The sequence below is a fragment of the Pseudomonas sp. NPDC089752 genome (assembly GCF_044748725.1).
Taxonomy (GTDB): Bacteria; Pseudomonadota; Gammaproteobacteria; order Pseudomonadales; family Pseudomonadaceae; genus Aquipseudomonas.
Map to the genome: position 1 here is coordinate 23,022 of NZ_JBIVGP010000014.1, position 16,669 is coordinate 39,690.

The following is a 16,669-nucleotide window of genomic DNA, read 5'->3' on the forward strand; positions in this document are numbered from 1 at the left end:
GAAGGCGGCCATATCAATTTGGAATGACTGTCCGATTTCTGCCATCAAACTGTCATGCCAACGCCGCAACATCCGGGGCCCAAAGAGAACTCGGTTAAGGATGGCGGGCCCGATGGCAAGCAGTGTGAACAGGCGCGAAGTGATCAGCTGGATGGGTGTCGGTGCGCTGGCACCGTTGCTCGGCGCCTGTTCGGCCTTCCCAGGCCAGAATCGTGGTAACGCAAGCCTGGACCTGCTGTACGTGGCCGACACCCTCGATGCACGGCAACCCGGCCTTCCCGTGGTGCCGGCGACGCGCCTGGGCCCGGTCAGCCACTTGGGCCGGGCACCGTGGATGACCGGCGCCAGCGCCAGCCTGGCTTACCCGCAACTGGCTCCCTTGCTGGACGCCAATCTGGCCACCACGGCGCAACTGGGTGGTTATGCCGTGCTGGCGGCCCTGCTTGAACAATTGCGCGGCGAGGCGGGGGCAGGCAACAGCCTGACGCTGGAGAATGGCCAGGGTTGGAATGGCAGCGGCCTGGCCTACCTGACCCAGGGTGAGAGCGGGGTGCAGGGCAGCCAACTGCTGGGCAGTGAAGTGCGGGTCAGCAGCGATGAGCGCGTGCTCTGGCCGCAGCGCAGTGCGGGGCTGTATCGCCAGTCTTCTGCTGTCACCCTGGGCGCCGGGATTGCTGACGAACAGCGCAAGAACCTGGGGCTGGAGCCTCTGAAAATCTTCGAACGGGGCGGCGCGCGCATCGCCGTGGTCGGGGTCACCGACCCATATGCCCAGGACCAGAAAGCTTCCCTCAAACAGTGGTACCAATCGTTGTTGCCCACATTCGAGCAGGCGCGTCGCGAAGCGGACCTGGTGGTGGCGCTGGCCGATGTCGGTACTGGCCCGGGGCTGTGGCTGGCTGAGCGGGTGGCGCAGATCGATGTACTGCTTTGTGCGCGTGGCCAGGACCTGTGGCCGACCCCCGTCCAGGCCACGCAATCGAGCGGCCGTCGCGTCCCGGTCTTGTTCGCCGGCTGCCGTGGCAGCGGCGCCTTTCGCCTGCGTTGCCAGCAAGTGGCGGGGCAATGGCAATTCGATGGGCGTTTCTTCCCGGCCTTGGCCCAGCAACTCTCACCCGCCGCGCAGTTGCGCTCCAGCCAGTTGCACGCCGAGTTGCGCCAGCAACGCGCCGGCCACGCGGCCTGGCTCGACCAGCCGCTGGCGCGCGCCCCACAGGCGCTGTGGCGGCGCGACACGCGTGGCGGCAGCTGGGACCGCCTGCTGCATCAGGCCCTGACCGATGACAACAGCACGCCGGTGCTGTTGCCGGGCCTGCGCTACGACTATCCCCTGGCCGCCGGTGAGTCGATCACCCGCGAACACCTGATCAGCCTCACCGGCAGCTACCCGGCGCCGGTGGTCGAGGCCCCTGCGCGACAGGTCGAGCAGGTGCTGGAAAACGCCGCCGAGCAATTGTTCGGCGACCCACTGCTGCTGGACAACAGCCAGGATTTGCCACGCTGGCAAGGCCAGGCCTGGGATGTGAGCTACAGCCCGCAAGGCAAACGCATCACCGGCCTGGCCCCGGTGCAGGGCCAGTGCCGCACCTTTGGCCTGCAATTCGAGGCCAAGGCCGGCGAGCCGCTGTGGCAGCGGGTCGAGGCCTGGCTCGGCCGGCAGCGGCCAGGCTGGCAACTGGCGGCCCTGCAACTGCCCGACGTGCGCTACGTGCAAGGCCACCCGGGCTGGCATCCGCGCCAGGCAATATCGTGAACCTCGCCTCGCGTCTGTTCACCGGTGGCCTGCTGACCCTGGCCGGCTGGCTGGCCGCGCAATGCGTGCTGCAACTGGCGCGCCAGCCGCAACCGGCCAGCCCTCCGGCCGCAGTCGACACGCCGTTGCCGGGGTTGCTGGTCGGCCATTGGCAGGCCCCGGCCGATGATGGCGCCATCGCGCTTACCCGCTTGCCTTTGCAGTACCTCGGCGGCCTCAAGGCCCAACCCCTGTCGGCCAGCGTAGTGGTGCTGCGCTACGGCCAGCAGGTACGCACTCTCGGCCGTGGCCAGCGCCTGGCGCCGGGGATCGTGTTGCAGGACATCGACGCCGATGGCCTGATTTTCGACAACCAGGGGCGGCGCGAACGCCTGCCCTGGCCGCCACGCCCCGTCGTGACCGGCTTCAAGCGGCAAGGATGAACGATGCTGGTGAAATATTGCGTGGCCGCTGCCTTGAGCCTGGCGCTTACCGTGGCCTTGGCAGAGGAGCCGGAAACCTTCGCCGATGACGGCACGCCGCTGTACGAGGTGAACTTCGTCGACACCGAACTGAGCGAATTCATCGACAGCGTGTCGCGTATCACCGGCACCACCTTCATCGTCGACCCCCGGGTCAAGGGCAAGGTCACCGTGCGCACCGTCGACCGCCACGATGCCGATGCGATCTACGACATTTTCCTCGCCCAGCTGCGCGCCCAGGGCTTTGCCACGGTCGACCTGCCCAACGGCAGCGTGAAGATCGTCCCCGACCAGGCCGCGCGGCTGGAGCCGGTGCCGGTCGAATCTGCCGGCAAGAAAAGCGAAGGCAGCGATGGCGTGGCCACCCGCGTGTTCAATGTGCGCAACGCCGCCAGCGAACAGATGCTCGGTATTCTCAAGCCGTTGATCGACCCCCGCGTCGGCGTGATCACGCCGTATCCCGCCGCCAATCTGCTGGTGGTCACCGACTGGCGCAGCAACCTCGAACGCATCGACAGCCTGTTGCGTCAGCTCGACCAGGTCAGCGACGAGCCGTTGCAGGTCATGCCGCTGCGCCACGCCAGCGCAGCTGATACCGCGCAGTTGCTGACTCGCCTGCTGGCTCGCGAGCAGGGCGCCGACAGCACCCAGGTGGTCGCCGACCCGCGCAGCAATGCGTTGCTGGTGCGTGGCAGCACCGACAGGGTAAGGGCGCTGTTGCGCCAGCTCGATCAGCCCAGCGAAAACCGCCAAAGCAGCAACACCCAGGTGATCTACCTGCGCCATGCCAATGCCGGCGAGGTGGTCAAAGTGCTGCGCGGCCTGAGCCAGGAAGGCGCCGCGCCCAGCGCAGCCACGGGCGAGGGTGAGGCCAAGGACCAACCGGTAATGGCCGCCGCCAGTGATTCGGGCATCCGCCTGGAATACGAAGAAGGCACCAACGCCGTGGTCATGGTCGGCCCCGACAGCGAACTGGCCGCCTACCGCTCGATCGTCGAGCAACTGGACATCCGCCGCGCCCAGGTGGTGGTCGAGGCGATCATCGCCGAAGTCTCTGACAGCCGCGCCCAGGAGCTCGGCGTGCAGTGGCTGTTCGCCGATGAAAAGTTCGGCGCCGGCATCGTCAACTTCGGCAGCAACGGGGTAAACATCGCCAATATCGCCGGCGCCGCTGCCAGCGGCGACAACGAGGCGCTCGGCGACCTGCTGTCGGCCACCACCGGTGCCACTGCCGGCATCGGCCACTTCGGCGGTGGCTTCAACTTCGCCATGCTGATCAACGCACTCAAGGGCAAGAGCGGCTTCAACCTGCTGTCCACGCCGACCCTGCTGACCCTGGACAACGCCGAGGCGTCGATCCTGGTCGGCCAGGAAGTGCCCTTCGTCACCGGCTCCGTGACGCAGAACAACGCCAACCCGTACCAGACCATCGAGCGCAAGGAAGTCGGGGTCAAGCTGCGCATCAAACCGCAGATCAACATCGACAACAGCGTGCGCCTGGACATCGTCCAGGAAGTTTCGTCGATCGCCGACTCCAGCGCCGCCAGCGACGTGATCACCAACAAGCGTGAGATCAAGACCAAGGTCATGGTCGAGGACAACGGCCTGGTGATTCTCGGCGGGCTGATCAGCGACGAGTTGAGCACCAGTGACCAGCGTGTGCCTGGGCTGGGCGATATTCCTTATCTCGGCCGGCTGTTCCGCTCCGACGCCAGCAAGAACACCAAGCAGAACCTGATGGTCTTCATCCGCCCGCGTATCCTGCGCGACGGGCCGAGCCTGGCCGGCTTGAGCGAGGACAAGTACCGCACTCTGCAACGGACCACCCCGCTGAAGCTGCCGGACCTTGCACAAGATGGCCAGCTGCTGCGGGTGTTCCCGGCCAGCCGTGCGCGCCTTGAAGGCGGTGACTGGTGATGTTGCCCTATCGCCTGGCACGCCAGGCCGGGCTGGCCATGGCCCCTGGCGAGGCGGGCTGGCAGTTGTGGCTGCGCCACGATGCCGACAGCGATCAACTGCAGGAACTGCTGCGTGTGCATGGCCGTCCGGTGACGTTGCAATACCTGGAGCCTGCCGCCTTCGATGAGCGCCTCGGCCAGTTGTACCAGGCCGGCGATGCCGCCACCGCAGCGCTGATCGAAGGCATCGGCGAGCAGGTCGACCTGGACAGCCTGATGAGCGAAATGCCGCGCATCGAAGACCTGCTCGAAAGCGATGACGAAGCGCCGGTGATTCGCCTCATCAATGGCCTGTTCGGCCAGGCCCTGCGCCTGCGCGCCTCGGACATTCATATCGAGACCTTCGAGCAGAGCCTGGTGGTGCGCCTGCGCGTCGACGGCCACCTGCGCGAGGTGCTGCGCCCGCCACGGGCGCTGTCGGCGATGCTGGTGTCGCGGATCAAGGTCATGGCGCGGCTGGACATCGCCGAAAAGCGCCAGCCCCAGGACGGCCGCATCACCTTGCGTGCCGCCGGAAGAGAGGTGGATGTGCGCGTCTCGACCCTGCCCGGCATCCATGGCGAACGCGTAGTGATGCGTGTGCTCGACAAGCAGGCCAGCCTGCTGGCGCTGGGCAACCTGGGCATGCCCGCTGCCGTGCTGCAAGGCCTGCGCAGTTGCCTGGCGCGCCCCAACGGGATCGTGCTGTCCACCGGCCCGACCGGCTCGGGCAAGACCACCACGCTGTATGCCAGCCTGAACAGCCTCAATGACGGCAGCCGCAACATCCTCACCGTCGAAGACCCGGTGGAATACGCCATCGCCGGCATCGGCCAGACCGCCATCAACCCGCGTGCCGGGCTGACCTTCGCCAGTGGCCTGCGCGCCATCCTGCGCCAGGACCCGGATGTGATCATGCTCGGCGAAATCCGCGACCAGGAAACCGCGCAGATCGCCGTGCAGGCCAGCCTCACCGGCCACCTGGTGTTGTCGACACTGCACACCAACAGCGCGGTGGGCGCGGTCACCCGTCTGCGCGACATGGGCATCGAGCCGTTTCTGATCGCCTCGTGCCTGCGCGGCGTGCTGGCCCAGCGCCTGGTGCGGCGCCTGTGCAGTTGCGCGGTGGCGCAGCCGCTGCAGCCAGCCGAGCGCGCGCTGTGGCCGGAGCTGGCAATGCTCGGCAGCAGCCATCACCCGGTGGGTTGCGAGCAGTGCCAGGGCAGCGGCTATGTCGGCCGCCTGGGCCTCTATGAATTCATCGAGCTGGACGCCGGGCTGATCGCCTTGTTGTACGACGGTGCCAGCGAATTGGCGATGCAGGATTACCTGGCCGAGCGCCGCCAGAGCCTGGTGGCGATGGCTAGCGACTGTCTGGCCCGCGGCGAGACCAGCCTGGCCGAAGTGCTGCGTGTGGTCGAGGGCTGACCCATGCCGACCTTTCGCTACCAGGCCGTCGACCTTGCCGGCAAGACTCACAAAGCCAGCCTGCAGGCGGATACGGAACGCCACGCGCGCCAGCTGCTGCGCGAGCAGGGCCTGTTTGCCAGGCAGTTGCAGCGTGATGCCGGTGGCACCCGGCAACCACGCCGGCAGCGCCTGAGCCGTGCCCAGCTGTGTGAGCTGACCCGCCAGCTGGCGACCCTGACCGGTGCCGGCATACCGCTGGTCGATGCCCTGGCCACGCTCGAACGCCAATTGCGTCAGCCGGCTCTGCACGCGGTGCTGGTGGCGCTGCGGGGTTCGCTGGCCGAAGGCCTGGGGCTGGCCCGCAGTCTGGCTCGTCAGGGTGCTCCGTTCACCGGTTTGTACTGCGCGTTGGTCGAGGCCGGCGAGCGCTCCGGGCGGCTGGCCCAGGTGCTGACTCGCCTGGCCGATCACCTGGAGCAGGTGCAACGCCAGCAGCACAAGGCGCGTACTGCCTTGATCTATCCCTGCGTGTTGATGGGCGTGTCGCTGGCCGTGGTAATCGGCCTGATGACCTTCGTCGTGCCCAAGCTCACCGAACAATTTGCCCATGCCGGGCAGAGCCTGCCGCTGATCACATCACTGCTGATCGGCATCAGCCAGGGACTGGTGCAGGCCGGCCCCTGGCTGCTGGGGTTGGCAATCCTCAGCTCGCTGCTGGGCAGCTGGCTGCTGCGTAAACCGCACTGGTGTTTGCGCCGCGACGACCTGCTGTTACGCCTGCCACGCATCGGCGCGTTGTTTCAGGTGCTGGAAAGCGCCCGCCTGGCACGCAGCCTGGCAATCCTCACCAGCAGCGGCGTGGCCCTGCTCGAAGCCTTGCAAGTGGCCACCGAAACCGTCGGCAACCGGCGCATCCGCCTGGCCATGGAACAGGTACGCCAGCAAGTGCAGGGCGGCACCAGCCTGCACCGCGCGCTGGACGCCAGCCAGCAGTTTCCGCCGTTGCTGGTGAACATGGTCGGCAGCGGCGAAGCCAGCGGCACCCTGGCCGACATGCTCGAACGCGTCGCCGATGATCAGGAGCGCGGCTTCGCCCGCCAGGTGGACACCGCCATGGCGCTTTTCGAACCCCTGATGATCCTGGTGATGGGCGCCGTCGTGCTGTTCATCGTGCTGGCGGTGCTGCTGCCGATCATGCAACTCAACCAGGGCCTGCAACTGTAGATGACAAGGAGTATCCCCATGCAGCATCGACGCAACCGCCAGCGCGGCTTCACCCTCATGGAAATCATGGTGGTGATCTTCATCATCGGACTGCTGATCGCCGTGGTCGCCCCCAGCGTGCTCGGCAACCAGGACAAGGCCATGAAGCAGAAAGTCATGGCCGACCTGGCCACGCTGGAGCAGGCGCTGGACATGTACCGCCTGGACAACCTGCGGTTTCCCAGCAATGAACAGGGCCTGGCCGCACTGGTGAAAAAACCGGCCCAGGAACCGCTGCCGCGTTCGTGGCGCAGCGACGGCTATGTGCGTCGCCTGCCGGAAGACCCATGGGGCACGCCGTACCAATACCGCATGCCGGGTGAGCATGGCCGGGTCGATGTCTATTCGCTGGGCGCCGACGGCGTGCCGGGTGGCGAAGGGCAGGATGCCGACCTGGGCAACTGGGCGCTGTAATCGATGCCTGACCAGCGGGGTTTCAGCCTGATCGAGTTGTTGGTGGTATTGGCCATCGCCGGGCTCATGACCGGGCTTGCCGTGGCCTGGCTCGACAGCGGCAAAGCCAGCGGCGACCAGGCCTTGCAGCGCTTGGCCGCGCAAGTTCACGCGCAGGCGGCGCTGGCCCGGCATGCCGGGCAACTACGCGGGCTGCGCTGGACAGGTCAGCGACCGGAGTTCGTGCGCCGCGAACGTCAAGGTTGGGTGGTCGAAGCCGTCAGCCTGGGGGATTGGCCCAAGGGCCTGCGTCCGGACTGGCCTGCCGCTAGCCAGCCACGCTTGCTGTTCACGCCGCAGGGTTGGGCACAGCCAGGCGCCGTGCAGTGGCGCTGGGCCGAGGGTGGCCAGCGTTGGGAGTGGGACCGCCATGGTCAATTGCGCACGGCGTTGTCACCATGAAGCGTCGGCAGCATGGTTTCACCTTGCTGGAAGTGACCGTGGCTCTGGCGATCGCTGCGCTGCTGGCGGTGATCACCAGCCAGGTCCTGCGCCAGCGCCTGGCGGTGCAGGCCAGCGTGCAGCAACACCGCCTTGGCGTGCTGTGCGCGCGTGAACTGCAGGCGCGTTTCGCCGTCGAGCAGTACTGGCCGGCCAGTAACCAGGCCGATGGCGTGCTGAACCAGGGCGGCCAGGCCTGTCATTGGCAGCTGCAGCTGCGCCGTACCGGGGTGCGCGATCTGCGCCGCGGTGAGATGCAGCTGTACGCCGACCGCGACCAGCGCCTGCCGCTGGGCCAGTACACGGTCTTTCTGGAGCGCCCATGAAGCGGCGCCAGGCAGGTTTGACCCTGATCGAACTGATGGTGGCCATGGCGCTGACTGCCTTGCTCGGAGTGATGCTCGCCGCGTTGGTCAATGGCTGGCTCAAGGTCCGCGAGCGCTTGCAGGTCACGCGGCAGGAGACCGGCGTGCTGGAGTTTTGCCTGGCCCTGGAGCGGCGCTTCGACAGCCCGGTGCTGCGCCGTGTGTACGAACAGCGCTTGCCTCTGGCCAGCCGCTGGCTCGACTGGCAAGCCGACCGCCAGCAATTGTTGTGGGTGGCGGCCACTGCCGTGCCCGAGGCCGAAGGCGGCGCGCGGCTGCAGCGCCAGCGCCTGCGTTTCGATGCCCATGATCAGCGCCTGATACTGGAGACTTCAGCAGACCTGTATGCCGCCAGCGAACCGCGTTGGGTTGTGCGTGAGCAACTGCGGCAGGTCACTGCGTTCAACGTTCTTTATCACCAGGGCGGCCGCTGGCTGCCCTGGCCTTCCGATCAACCCGCGCATCCCGGCCGTGGCGTGCGCGTGCAACTGCAGCGTGATGGAGCACCCTATGACTGCACCTTCATCCTACCGTGGGGGCGTTCATGAAGCTTGAATGGCGCCGACGTGCGCCGGCCCAGCCCTGGTTGCTGCTGCGACCGGGTGAAACCTGGGACTGGCTGTTGGTGGTAAACGGGGTCGCCCAGCGCGAAGGGCAGGGCGAGCCACCGGCGGGCCTGCACGCACGGGTTGCGTTGATCATGCCTGGCGAGCACTGCAGCCAGTTTCAGCTGGCCGCACCGCCCGGGCTCAAGCGTGATGAGTGGCCGCTGCTGCTGGAAGATCACTTGCTGCAGGGTGCGGACGAGGTGCAATGCGCCTGCCTCTCTCGCCAGGCAGGGCAGTTGCGCCTGCTGGCGGTCGATCGCCAGCGGCTGGATAGCTGGCGAGGGCAATGTACCGAGTGGGGGCTGCAGATCGAACGCTGTTGGGCCGAGTTCCAGTTACTGGCCAGAGCCGAACCGGGCTCGGCCCTGCGATGGCAGCGATCATCCGGTCTTTGCATTTATCAGGGGGTTACGCAGGAGGGACGTGAGCACTGGCTGGCGTGGCCCGATGCGCTGGGTGATCCGCCGCCGCAGCCCTGGAATGCACTGAGCAGCGTCATGTTGGCGGGCCGCTGGCCGACCACGCTGGCGCCGCTGGACAAGCTGCCAAGCCTGTTCGACCGCTCGCGTCAGGTGCGCTCTTTACCTGCGGTGCCGACACCGCAACGGCGCCTGATTGCCGCCTGCCTGGTGTTGGCCGTGGTGTGGGGCGGTTTGTGGCTCAGCCAGCAGTGGCGCCAGGTGCAAGTATGGCGTGGGCAAGTGCTGGCGGTAACCGGCGCCCAGGCCAGTCCCCGGCAGGCGGCCCAAGCCTTGAAACGCCTGCGCGAAAGCGAATTGCAGCAGCAACTGCGCATGCGCCAGCTCGAAGACCTGCAGGCACGCCTGCAAGCCTGGCTGCAAGACCACCCCGATTGGCGCCTGCAAGCGGTACGTTTCGACGGCCAGCGCTGGCACCTGCGCCTTGAGGGCGAAGGGAGCGCGCCGCCATGGCAGGAAATGGCCAGTGCCGCTGGGGCTGCTGTGCAGGTGCAAGGCACCGCGCCGTCAACGCAGGTGGTGTTCGATCTGGGAGCGGCAACATGAGCCGAGACTGGTTTCAGCGCCATCGCCTGGCGCTTGCCTGGTGCCTGATCGGCGCCTTGCTGGCGTTTCTGGCACTGCGCGAAGGCGTGGGGCAGTGGCGTGAGCTTGGCCAGTGGCGCGTGCTGGCCGAGCAGGCTGGCGCTTTGCACGGCGGCGCTGGGGTAAGCCTGGAGCGGTTGCGCCAGTCGGCCCAGGCCAGGCAGATCGAACTCGTCGATGTCCAGGCGCAAGGTACAAACTGGCAACTGCGCGGCCAGGTGGCCGATGAGCGTGTGCTGCAAGGCTGGATGCAAGCCTTGCAGGCTGAAGGCACTCGGCCGCTGCAGTGGGGCCTGGAGCAGGATGCCAAAGGCCTGCATTTCGATCTGCTGGTGCAACCATGAGGCGCAGGTGGATGCTATGGATCGGGCTGGTCTTCTGCCTGACTTTGCTGATAGAGCTGCCAGCCGCCTGGGTAGTACGCGTCGCTGGCCTGCCGCTGCATGACGTCAGCGGCAGCCTGTGGCGCGGCCAGGCCCGCCAGGCTGGACCTGCCGGGCCTGTGCAATGGACGGTGCGGCCCTGGCGCTTGCAGGCCGATGCGCAGCTCGGGTTTCAAGGGCAGGGCTGGCAGGTGCGCGTTGAGGGTTGGCCATGGCGCTGGCGCTTGGAAGCGCTGACGTTGGGCGCGCAAGCAACTGCGCAGACGGATTATCGGCTGGCCGGGCAGTGGCAGGGCAGGCTGCAGTTGCAAGGCGCTGGACGCCAGTGCCGCACAAGCGAAGGGCGCTTCACGGTCAATGATCTGGCGTTGAGCCAGCCCTGGTCACTGGGCCTGGGCCAAGGCTGGTTGGAAATGGATTGCCGCACTGGTTGGCGCCTGCATGGCCTGGTGGTGCAACCCGGGCAGCATCAACTGTCGGTTGATGCCGATCTGGTGGAACGTCGGGCGCAGGTGGCCTTTGAGCTGCAGCCGGACGCCGAGCTGATACCCGTCCTGCGCGGCGCTCAATGGCTGAGCCCACAGGCCAAGGCGGGAAATCGGAGCCTGCACTGGTAGCGGGGCGGGGGTGCGTCAGTCCGGTTGAGCAAAGCCGCGGCGCTGGTTTTCCAGGCGTTTGAGATGTTCAACGGTGATGTCCATGGGGCCTGCCGCTTCGTCGGTCGAAGGCTCCCGGCTCTGGGTCAGCGTGGTGATGGGACCGTGCCGGTCGAGGAAGATGGCCCGGCGCAAGGCATCAAGGCACAGGGAGGACAACTGCGAGCGTGTCGGCATGTTCTTGTTCTCAGAATCCCGCAAATGGCGTACGTCATTCGTACTCGTTTGCGTGGATGCTAAAAGCTCTTCAGTTCGATTGGATGCAGTCTGCTGCTTGAGCGGGCGTAGGACAGTTAAATAACTGAGGTATGAAACTTCCTACACATTCAGCCTGCGGAGTAGGAAGGTCATGGTCGAATTTCGATCAACGTGCCATCGCGCACCAGGTCCCAGACTTCGCGCATGTCGGAATTGCGCATGGCGATGCAGCCATCGGTCCAGTCGAGTGTGTGAAAGTACCACTCCGGATACTCGTCGTTGATCGGGGTGCCGTGAATCATGATCATGCTGCCGGCACTCACCCCTTCCCGAGTCGCGCGCGCAGCATCGCTGATATTCGGGTAGTTGATGTGCATGGCCAGGTTGAAACGGTCGCTTTCCTTGCGCCAGTCCAGCCAGTACAGGCCTTCGGGAGTCTTTTTGTCGCCCTCGCGCTCCTTGGCGCCCTTGGGCTGCTTGCCCAGGGAGATGCGGTAGGTTTTCAGTGGCTCGCCGCGGCTGATCAGTTGCAGGCGGCGTTCGGACTTGATTACCAGCACCTTGTCGATCAGCGGCTGCATTGCCGCTTGCGATTGCGACTGCGATTGCACCGGCACGGGCGGTTGCGGCTTGCGGATGATGACTTCGGTGAAGGCCGCCTGGGACACCGAGGTAACGCAAAGACAGATAAAGGCGAACAACCAGCGCATGAAGCGGCACCTGCAGGCTTAAGTAGTGGGCGAAACGTTCATCGGCGGCAGGTACTCGTGGCCAAGGGGGTAGTGCTGCTCGATGCGGTCGCGATAATAGCATTCTAGTGTGCGTGTGACGGTGCGGAAAGCCAGCTCGCCCCACGGTATCTCGTGTTCCTCGAACAGTCGCACTTCCAGGCTTTCGACACCGATGGCGAAGTCCAGGTCGGCCAGCTCGGCGCGGAAGAATACATGCACCTGGTTGATGTGCGGCAGGTCGAACAGCTGATAGAGCGCCATGTCACCGACCCTGGCACAGGCTTCCTCGACGGTTTCGCGACGGGCGGCCTGGTCGAGTGTCTCGCCGTTTTCCATGAACCCGGCAGGCAAGGTCCAGAAGCCGCGGCGTGGCTCGATGGCGCGGCGGCACAACAGCACCTGGCTGCCCCAGGTCGGCAGCACCCCGGCAACGATATTGGGGTTCTGGTAATGGATGGTCTGGCAATGTTCGCAGACATACCGCAGGCGGCTGTCGCCCTCGGGGATCCGCTGAATGACTGGCTGGCCGCACGCGCTGCAGAATTTCATGCTGTTCTTCCCTATTGACGGGCCTATCTTGGCGCGTCACCCAGGCCTGCCGCAAGCGCGCAGGGCTTGGGTGCTTCGCGGCTTTGGTGCATCATGCAGGGCAGGCCTTGGAAACGAGAGTGCGCAATGCTGGACGAGCTACTTCGGCGAATGAGCAACCACCAACCCGCTTCATTGGAAACCGACCGACGGTTTCCCGAGGCCGCAGTACTTTTGCCCATTACCCGCAGCGAAGCGCCCGAACTGGTATTGACCCTGCGTGCCAAGGGCTTGTCGACCCATGGCGGTGAAGTCGCCTTCCCCGGTGGCCGACGCGACCCGGAAGACCCTGATCTGATGTTCACCGCGCTGCGTGAAGCGGAAGAAGAAATCGGCTTGCCGCCCGGCCTTGTGGAAGTACTCGGCCCGCTCAGCCCGCTGATATCGCTGCATGGTCTGAAAGTGACGCCATTCGTCGGGGTTATCCCCGACTTTGTCGAATACCGCGCCAACGATGCGGAGATCGCGGCAGTATTCAGCGTGCCGCTGGAGTTCTTCCGCCAGGACCCGCGTGATCACACCCACCGAATCGATTACCAGGGCCGCAGCTGGTATGTGCCCAGCTATCGTTTTGGCGAGTACAAGATCTGGGGGTTGTCGGCAATCATGATCGTCGAACTGGTCAACCTGCTGTACGACGCAGGCATCAGCCTGGATCAACCCCCCGAGCGCTACATCGAAATCTGAGCGGGGCCCACCCTGCCGCCGTTGCTACCCTGAGGAGCGAACATGAAATACCGCCTGGGCGACCTGCGGGTCGAAAGCCATCCCACCAGCTGGGCCGCACCCAACGCCATGCTGATCGGCAAGGTGCGCCTGCAGGCGCGTGCCAGCGTGTGGTTCGGCGCGGTGCTGCGCGGGGACAACGAGCTGATCGACATCGGCGAGGACAGCAACGTCCAGGACGGGACCGTGATGCACACCGACATGGGCGCGCCGCTGACCCTGGGCAAGGGCGTGACCATTGGTCACAACGCCATGCTGCATGGCTGCACGGTCGGCGATTACAGCCTGATCGGCATCAATGCGGTGATCCTCAACGGCGCGCGGATCGGCAAGCACTGCATCATCGGCGCCAATGCGCTGATCCCGGAAGGCAAGGAAATTCCCGACGGTTCGCTGGTGATGGGCTCACCGGGCAAGGTGGTGCGCGAGCTGACCGAGCAGCAGAAACGCATGCTCGAGGCCAGCGCCGCGCACTACGTGCACAACGCCCAGCGTTACGCGCGGGAGTTGGTGGTGGACGATGAGTGAGGTGATCGCCACTGAGCGCCCGGTCGCTTCGCCGTGCGTGAGCATATGCGCGCTGGACGAGGATGATATCTGCACCGGGTGCCAGCGTACCGTGGCCGAGATTGGCCGCTGGGGACGGATGGATAATACCGAGCGCCGGGCGGTGTTGAAGCTTTGCCATGAGCGGGCGGTGGCGGCGGGGTTGATCATGGGCTGACGAGACGTTGGATTTTTCCCCGCAACTTGGTTGGACGCTAGGCGCCATGGTGATCATCTCCGGTACTGGAAATGCACTTACGCGGCCAACCAGCCCCTGAGAATGTTCGCCACAACCGGCGCAAAGGGTTGCAGTTTACCGTCGATTGGAAGGTTTAAGTCGTCGATTAGCATAGTTAGCAAATCATCGTCTTCCAACGGCGATTCTGGGTCGAGACCATTGCACACCATTAATGCATGTGAGAGTTGTTTACGTTTTTCGATAAGAGACCTGTTGTTGCGTTCATGGTCTCCCAGATTGAGTATACGAATGGTTTCTTGAGCTCTAGGGCTCGTCCCTTCTACACGTCCGCTGATGCGAAATCTCAATTCATCTTCACATTCCGCCATTATCGGCGTCAGCGAAAGGGGCTGGTGGCCGTGGGCGTCATCACATTGCCCCTTGCTGGTGCAGCTCGCCACGATATTATTAAAGTCCAGACTAAGATTGTTATGAGAGTGCCTTGACTGAAGATGCTCATTCATCGTGTCTGTCGAGTTGCCGCTTATAAACTGACAACAGTAGGCGCAAAGATAATGTTGTTCCCAGGTGCACGCTTGTCGAATAGCGTGGCGCTCACCCCGGCCGAGATCTTCGTAACGTTTACCGGGATGCCCGGCTTTCCAGCGTGTTAAGATGTCTGGCTCGGCTCCTTTAGCTATTTTTTTCAATGCGAAGCTCCTGCTTGCGGAGCATGAGCTTCGCTTTGGCGAGTTCAAAATTGGAAATAGGAAGGTCCTGTTCAAGTAATTGAATTAGTGTTCTTGCTTCTTCCAGTTTTCGATCTTGGATAGCATCAAGCAGATCGTTCAACTGACTGTCTATGTCGGTGTTTCGTATGGGGGTTTCCATGACGTCGAGTAAAACCGAGTTTGCGTCTTGGCCGTATTGTGACGCGACCCTTGTTAATTCGCCGTCGTCAAGTGCAAAGACGAGCGTATCCTTCATGTCGCTGATGACCAATGGCGAATGAGTCGTCAGGATAAATTGACAGTTGGGGAATGTACGCGTTAATTGATGAATTATGTTGCGCTGCCATTTTGGATGAAGATGCATGTCGACTTCATCAATAAGAATAATGCCGGTGCCTTCAAGGGGGTCATCAAGTGCAGGGTTTAGCATTGCCAGGCGACGAGCGATATCACCCACTAACGCCATCAGTGTTTTCTCGCCTTGAGATAGCTGCAGAATGTCTAGCGTCTGGCCTTCTTTTTCTATCAACAGCTGCAAATGGGGTTTTCGCTGTACGCGAAGCTTGGAAAAGCCAGGCATGAAATTTCGAATAGCTTGTCGCACTGCGTTGAGCTGAGGATCTTTAGCTGTAGCTATTGACGGGTCCATATGTTGGACGCTGGACGTTAGGGTTTTCTTCAGCGCGTCTGCCTGGTGCTTGAACTCGATTATCAGTTTTTCGAATTCTATGTCGCCGTCATGGGACCAGTCCAGTGACTCTGTCGCTATCAAAGCGTCCAGCAATTTTTTTTGGTCAGGTGGAAGCGAGGCTTTCAATTCATTTTCATGATCTTCACGGTCTCTGAACCATTCGAAGAAGCGGCTGAAATGTATCGAATCCTCCGAGAGCCCTTCATACCCTTCAAATTGTGGAGATGGGGAAGCAATACGTGGTTTTAGCGGCGTTTGATTGACTGACCGTTCAACAGGGTAATACGCAATTAGGGGAAGGTTGACATTCTCCTGCTCTGTAAGCGCGCGGCGGTAGAGCGCTGCTAGTTGAGTGACGTCAGCGCTCTGAGGTCGCTCTTTGCTATACATGCCTGCGCGCGCACCAGTGCGTGTCCAAGTGAAGAGGGTTTTAGGGCTCTCAGAGAACTCTTGATCTTCAACGTGAAGGGTGATGCAGGCGGATTTGGCTGAATTTCGGATATCGAAATCCTTGATCTTCCCGTCACTACCTTCTTCTGACTTGAGTTTTTGTACAAAAAAGTCTAAGGATGACGACAGCGCTTGGAGGATTGATGTTTTACCCGCGCCATTATTACCGATGAATACAACAATACTTGAAGTGGACTCGTCTCGCTGGGCGAATGTGGCCTCAAGTGACTCGAAACGACCGATGTTGTGCAACTTAAATGCTTTGATTCGCATGGGGGTAGTCCAATTCTGCTCGGCAGTATGTTGGGTGCCTGAATAAAACGATCATAGCATGCTCCTCAGGGGCCACGATGCCACCTAAGAATGCGTTTTGTACGCAAACATGACCTTCATGCCGATTGGGTTGGGCAACACGTTACGACCGTTGAACTATGCCAAAGGGAGGTTTACCTGTGGCGAGGCCAGAGGTACCCTGTAACGCTTGTCTACAGACTACCTATCATGTTCTATCTCATCGCCTACATCAGCAGCGTCGTACTGATCAACTACGCCTTCTCCAGCGCCCCGCACCTGGACGTCATCTGGTCCTGCTGGGGCGGGCTGGTGTTCATTCTGCGCGACATGGTGCAGACCCGCTACGGTCATGGCGCGCTGATCGCCATGCTGCTGGCCCTGGTGCTGTCGTACGTCACCTCGGAGCCGGCCATCGCTCTGGCCAGCGCCACGGCGTTTTTCATTTCCGAACTGATCGACTGGCTGGTGTTCAGCATTACCCGTCGGCCGCTGCGCGACCGCCTGTGGCTGAGCTCGGCGTTGAGCATTCCGGTGGATACTTTCATCTTCTTCGGCATGATCGGCGCCTTGACCCCGGCTGTGATCGGCACCGCCATGGCCTCGAAATTCGCCGGCGTCACGGCCGTCTGGCTGGCCATGGCATTTCGTGCGCGGCGGGCTGCCGTGGCGGGCTGATGGTGTAGAATACCGGTCCTTTTTCAGCGGGCCGTACCAAGCCTGGTGCGGCCCCGGACGCCTTCGA

At 63.4% G+C, this 16,669-nt stretch carries 21 protein-coding genes; 16 read left to right on the forward strand and 5 right to left on the reverse strand.

Annotated elements, in window-relative coordinates; translation table 11 throughout:
• The first annotated feature begins 112 nt into the window (after positions 1-112).
• The 12 genes from ACIPZF_RS21235 to gspN are packed head-to-tail and all read left to right on the forward strand — an operon-like array spanning position 113 to position 10,755.
• Positions 113-1,753 (forward strand): lipoprotein UxpA, encoded by a 1,641-nt coding sequence (locus ACIPZF_RS21235; RefSeq protein WP_400802835.1) that lies wholly within the window; start codon positions 113-115, stop codon positions 1,751-1,753.
• Positions 1,750-2,175, forward strand: a complete 426-nt coding sequence (locus tag ACIPZF_RS21240; RefSeq protein WP_400802837.1) for a pilus assembly protein PilZ — start codon at positions 1,750-1,752, stop codon at positions 2,173-2,175. Before ACIPZF_RS21235 ends, ACIPZF_RS21240 begins: the two co-directional genes overlap by 4 nt.
• Before the next feature lie 21 nt (positions 2,176-2,196).
• Entirely contained in the window at positions 2,197-4,131 is a 1,935-nt protein-coding gene (gspD, locus tag ACIPZF_RS21245; RefSeq protein WP_400803071.1) for a type II secretion system secretin GspD, read from the forward strand.
• Entirely contained in the window at positions 4,131-5,579 is a 1,449-nt protein-coding gene (locus ACIPZF_RS21250) for a GspE/PulE family protein (RefSeq protein ID WP_400802840.1), read from the forward strand. Before gspD ends, ACIPZF_RS21250 begins: the two co-directional genes overlap by 1 nt.
• A 3-nt stretch (positions 5,580-5,582) precedes the next feature.
• On the forward strand, positions 5,583-6,785 hold the full coding sequence (gene gspF / locus ACIPZF_RS21255) for a type II secretion system inner membrane protein GspF (RefSeq protein WP_400802843.1): 1,203 nt from the start codon (positions 5,583-5,585) through the stop codon (positions 6,783-6,785).
• An 18-nt stretch (positions 6,786-6,803) separates the two neighbouring features.
• The gene (gene gspG, locus ACIPZF_RS21260) at positions 6,804-7,238 is read left to right on the forward strand and encodes a type II secretion system major pseudopilin GspG (RefSeq protein ID WP_400802845.1); all 435 of its coding nucleotides are present in this window, start codon (positions 6,804-6,806) and stop codon (positions 7,236-7,238) included.
• Between the two features lie 3 nt (positions 7,239-7,241).
• Entirely contained in the window at positions 7,242-7,679 is a 438-nt protein-coding gene (gene gspH / locus ACIPZF_RS21265; RefSeq protein WP_400802848.1) for a type II secretion system minor pseudopilin GspH, read from the forward strand.
• Complete coding sequence (locus ACIPZF_RS21270; RefSeq protein WP_400802849.1) at positions 7,676-8,044, forward strand: type II secretion system protein GspI; 369 nt, start codon at positions 7,676-7,678, stop codon at positions 8,042-8,044. Before gspH ends, ACIPZF_RS21270 begins: the two co-directional genes overlap by 4 nt.
• Positions 8,041-8,631, forward strand: a complete 591-nt coding sequence (locus tag ACIPZF_RS21275) for a type II secretion system protein (protein WP_400802852.1) — start codon at positions 8,041-8,043, stop codon at positions 8,629-8,631. Before ACIPZF_RS21270 ends, ACIPZF_RS21275 begins: the two co-directional genes overlap by 4 nt.
• Positions 8,628-9,716, forward strand: coding sequence for a GspL/Epsl periplasmic domain-containing protein (locus tag ACIPZF_RS21280; protein WP_400802854.1), 1,089 nt, complete (start codon positions 8,628-8,630; stop codon positions 9,714-9,716). The genes ACIPZF_RS21275 and ACIPZF_RS21280 overlap by 4 nt, the downstream gene beginning before the upstream one ends.
• On the forward strand, positions 9,713-10,099 hold the full coding sequence (gene gspM, locus ACIPZF_RS21285; protein ID WP_400802857.1) for a type II secretion system protein GspM: 387 nt from the start codon (positions 9,713-9,715) through the stop codon (positions 10,097-10,099). The genes ACIPZF_RS21280 and gspM overlap by 4 nt, the downstream gene beginning before the upstream one ends.
• An 11-nt stretch (positions 10,100-10,110) precedes the next feature.
• Positions 10,111-10,755 (forward strand): type II secretion system protein N, encoded by a 645-nt coding sequence (gene gspN / locus ACIPZF_RS21290; protein WP_400802858.1) that lies wholly within the window; start codon positions 10,111-10,113, stop codon positions 10,753-10,755.
• A 15-nt stretch (positions 10,756-10,770) separates the two neighbouring features.
• On the opposite strand, the gene ACIPZF_RS21295 is transcribed toward gspN, so the two are convergent.
• From ACIPZF_RS21295 to ACIPZF_RS21305, 3 genes are all read right to left on the reverse strand, one after another.
• The gene (locus ACIPZF_RS21295; protein ID WP_400802861.1) at positions 10,771-10,971 is read right to left on the reverse strand and encodes a hypothetical protein; all 201 of its coding nucleotides are present in this window, start codon (positions 10,969-10,971) and stop codon (positions 10,771-10,773) included.
• A gap of 170 nt (positions 10,972-11,141) precedes the next feature.
• Positions 11,142-11,702, reverse strand: a complete 561-nt coding sequence (locus ACIPZF_RS21300) for a murein L,D-transpeptidase family protein (protein ID WP_400802863.1) — start codon at positions 11,700-11,702, stop codon at positions 11,142-11,144.
• Between the two features lie 18 nt (positions 11,703-11,720).
• Positions 11,721-12,272, reverse strand: coding sequence for an NUDIX hydrolase (locus ACIPZF_RS21305; RefSeq protein ID WP_400802865.1), 552 nt, complete (start codon positions 12,270-12,272; stop codon positions 11,721-11,723).
• Between the two features lie 126 nt (positions 12,273-12,398).
• Between ACIPZF_RS21305 and ACIPZF_RS21310 the strand changes: the two genes are divergently transcribed.
• The 3 genes from ACIPZF_RS21310 to ACIPZF_RS21320 are packed head-to-tail and all read left to right on the forward strand — an operon-like array spanning position 12,399 to position 13,761.
• The gene (locus ACIPZF_RS21310) at positions 12,399-12,998 is read left to right on the forward strand and encodes a CoA pyrophosphatase (protein ID WP_400802867.1); all 600 of its coding nucleotides are present in this window, start codon (positions 12,399-12,401) and stop codon (positions 12,996-12,998) included.
• Between the two features lie 42 nt (positions 12,999-13,040).
• Positions 13,041-13,565, forward strand: coding sequence for a gamma carbonic anhydrase family protein (locus ACIPZF_RS21315; RefSeq protein ID WP_400802870.1), 525 nt, complete (start codon positions 13,041-13,043; stop codon positions 13,563-13,565).
• Positions 13,558-13,761 carry a DUF1289 domain-containing protein gene (locus ACIPZF_RS21320; protein ID WP_400802872.1) on the forward strand — a complete coding sequence of 68 codons (204 nt, stop codon included), beginning with the start codon at positions 13,558-13,560 and terminating at the stop codon, positions 13,759-13,761. The genes ACIPZF_RS21315 and ACIPZF_RS21320 overlap by 8 nt, the downstream gene beginning before the upstream one ends.
• A gap of 77 nt (positions 13,762-13,838) precedes the next feature.
• On the opposite strand, the gene ACIPZF_RS21325 is transcribed toward ACIPZF_RS21320, so the two are convergent.
• A complete protein-coding gene (locus ACIPZF_RS21325) occupies positions 13,839-14,471 on the reverse strand; it encodes a TIGR02646 family protein (protein ID WP_400802875.1) in 633 nt (210 codons plus the stop codon).
• Positions 14,455-15,906 carry an AAA family ATPase gene (locus ACIPZF_RS21330; RefSeq protein WP_400802878.1) on the reverse strand — a complete coding sequence of 484 codons (1,452 nt, stop codon included), beginning with the start codon at positions 15,904-15,906 and terminating at the stop codon, positions 14,455-14,457. The genes ACIPZF_RS21325 and ACIPZF_RS21330 overlap by 17 nt, the downstream gene beginning before the upstream one ends.
• Positions 15,907-16,134: 228 nt before the next feature.
• On the opposite strand from ACIPZF_RS21330, the gene ACIPZF_RS21335 reads away from it, so the two are divergent.
• Complete coding sequence (locus ACIPZF_RS21335) at positions 16,135-16,602, forward strand: preQ0 transporter (protein ID WP_400802881.1); 468 nt, start codon at positions 16,135-16,137, stop codon at positions 16,600-16,602.
• The last annotated feature ends 67 nt before the right edge of the window (positions 16,603-16,669 follow it).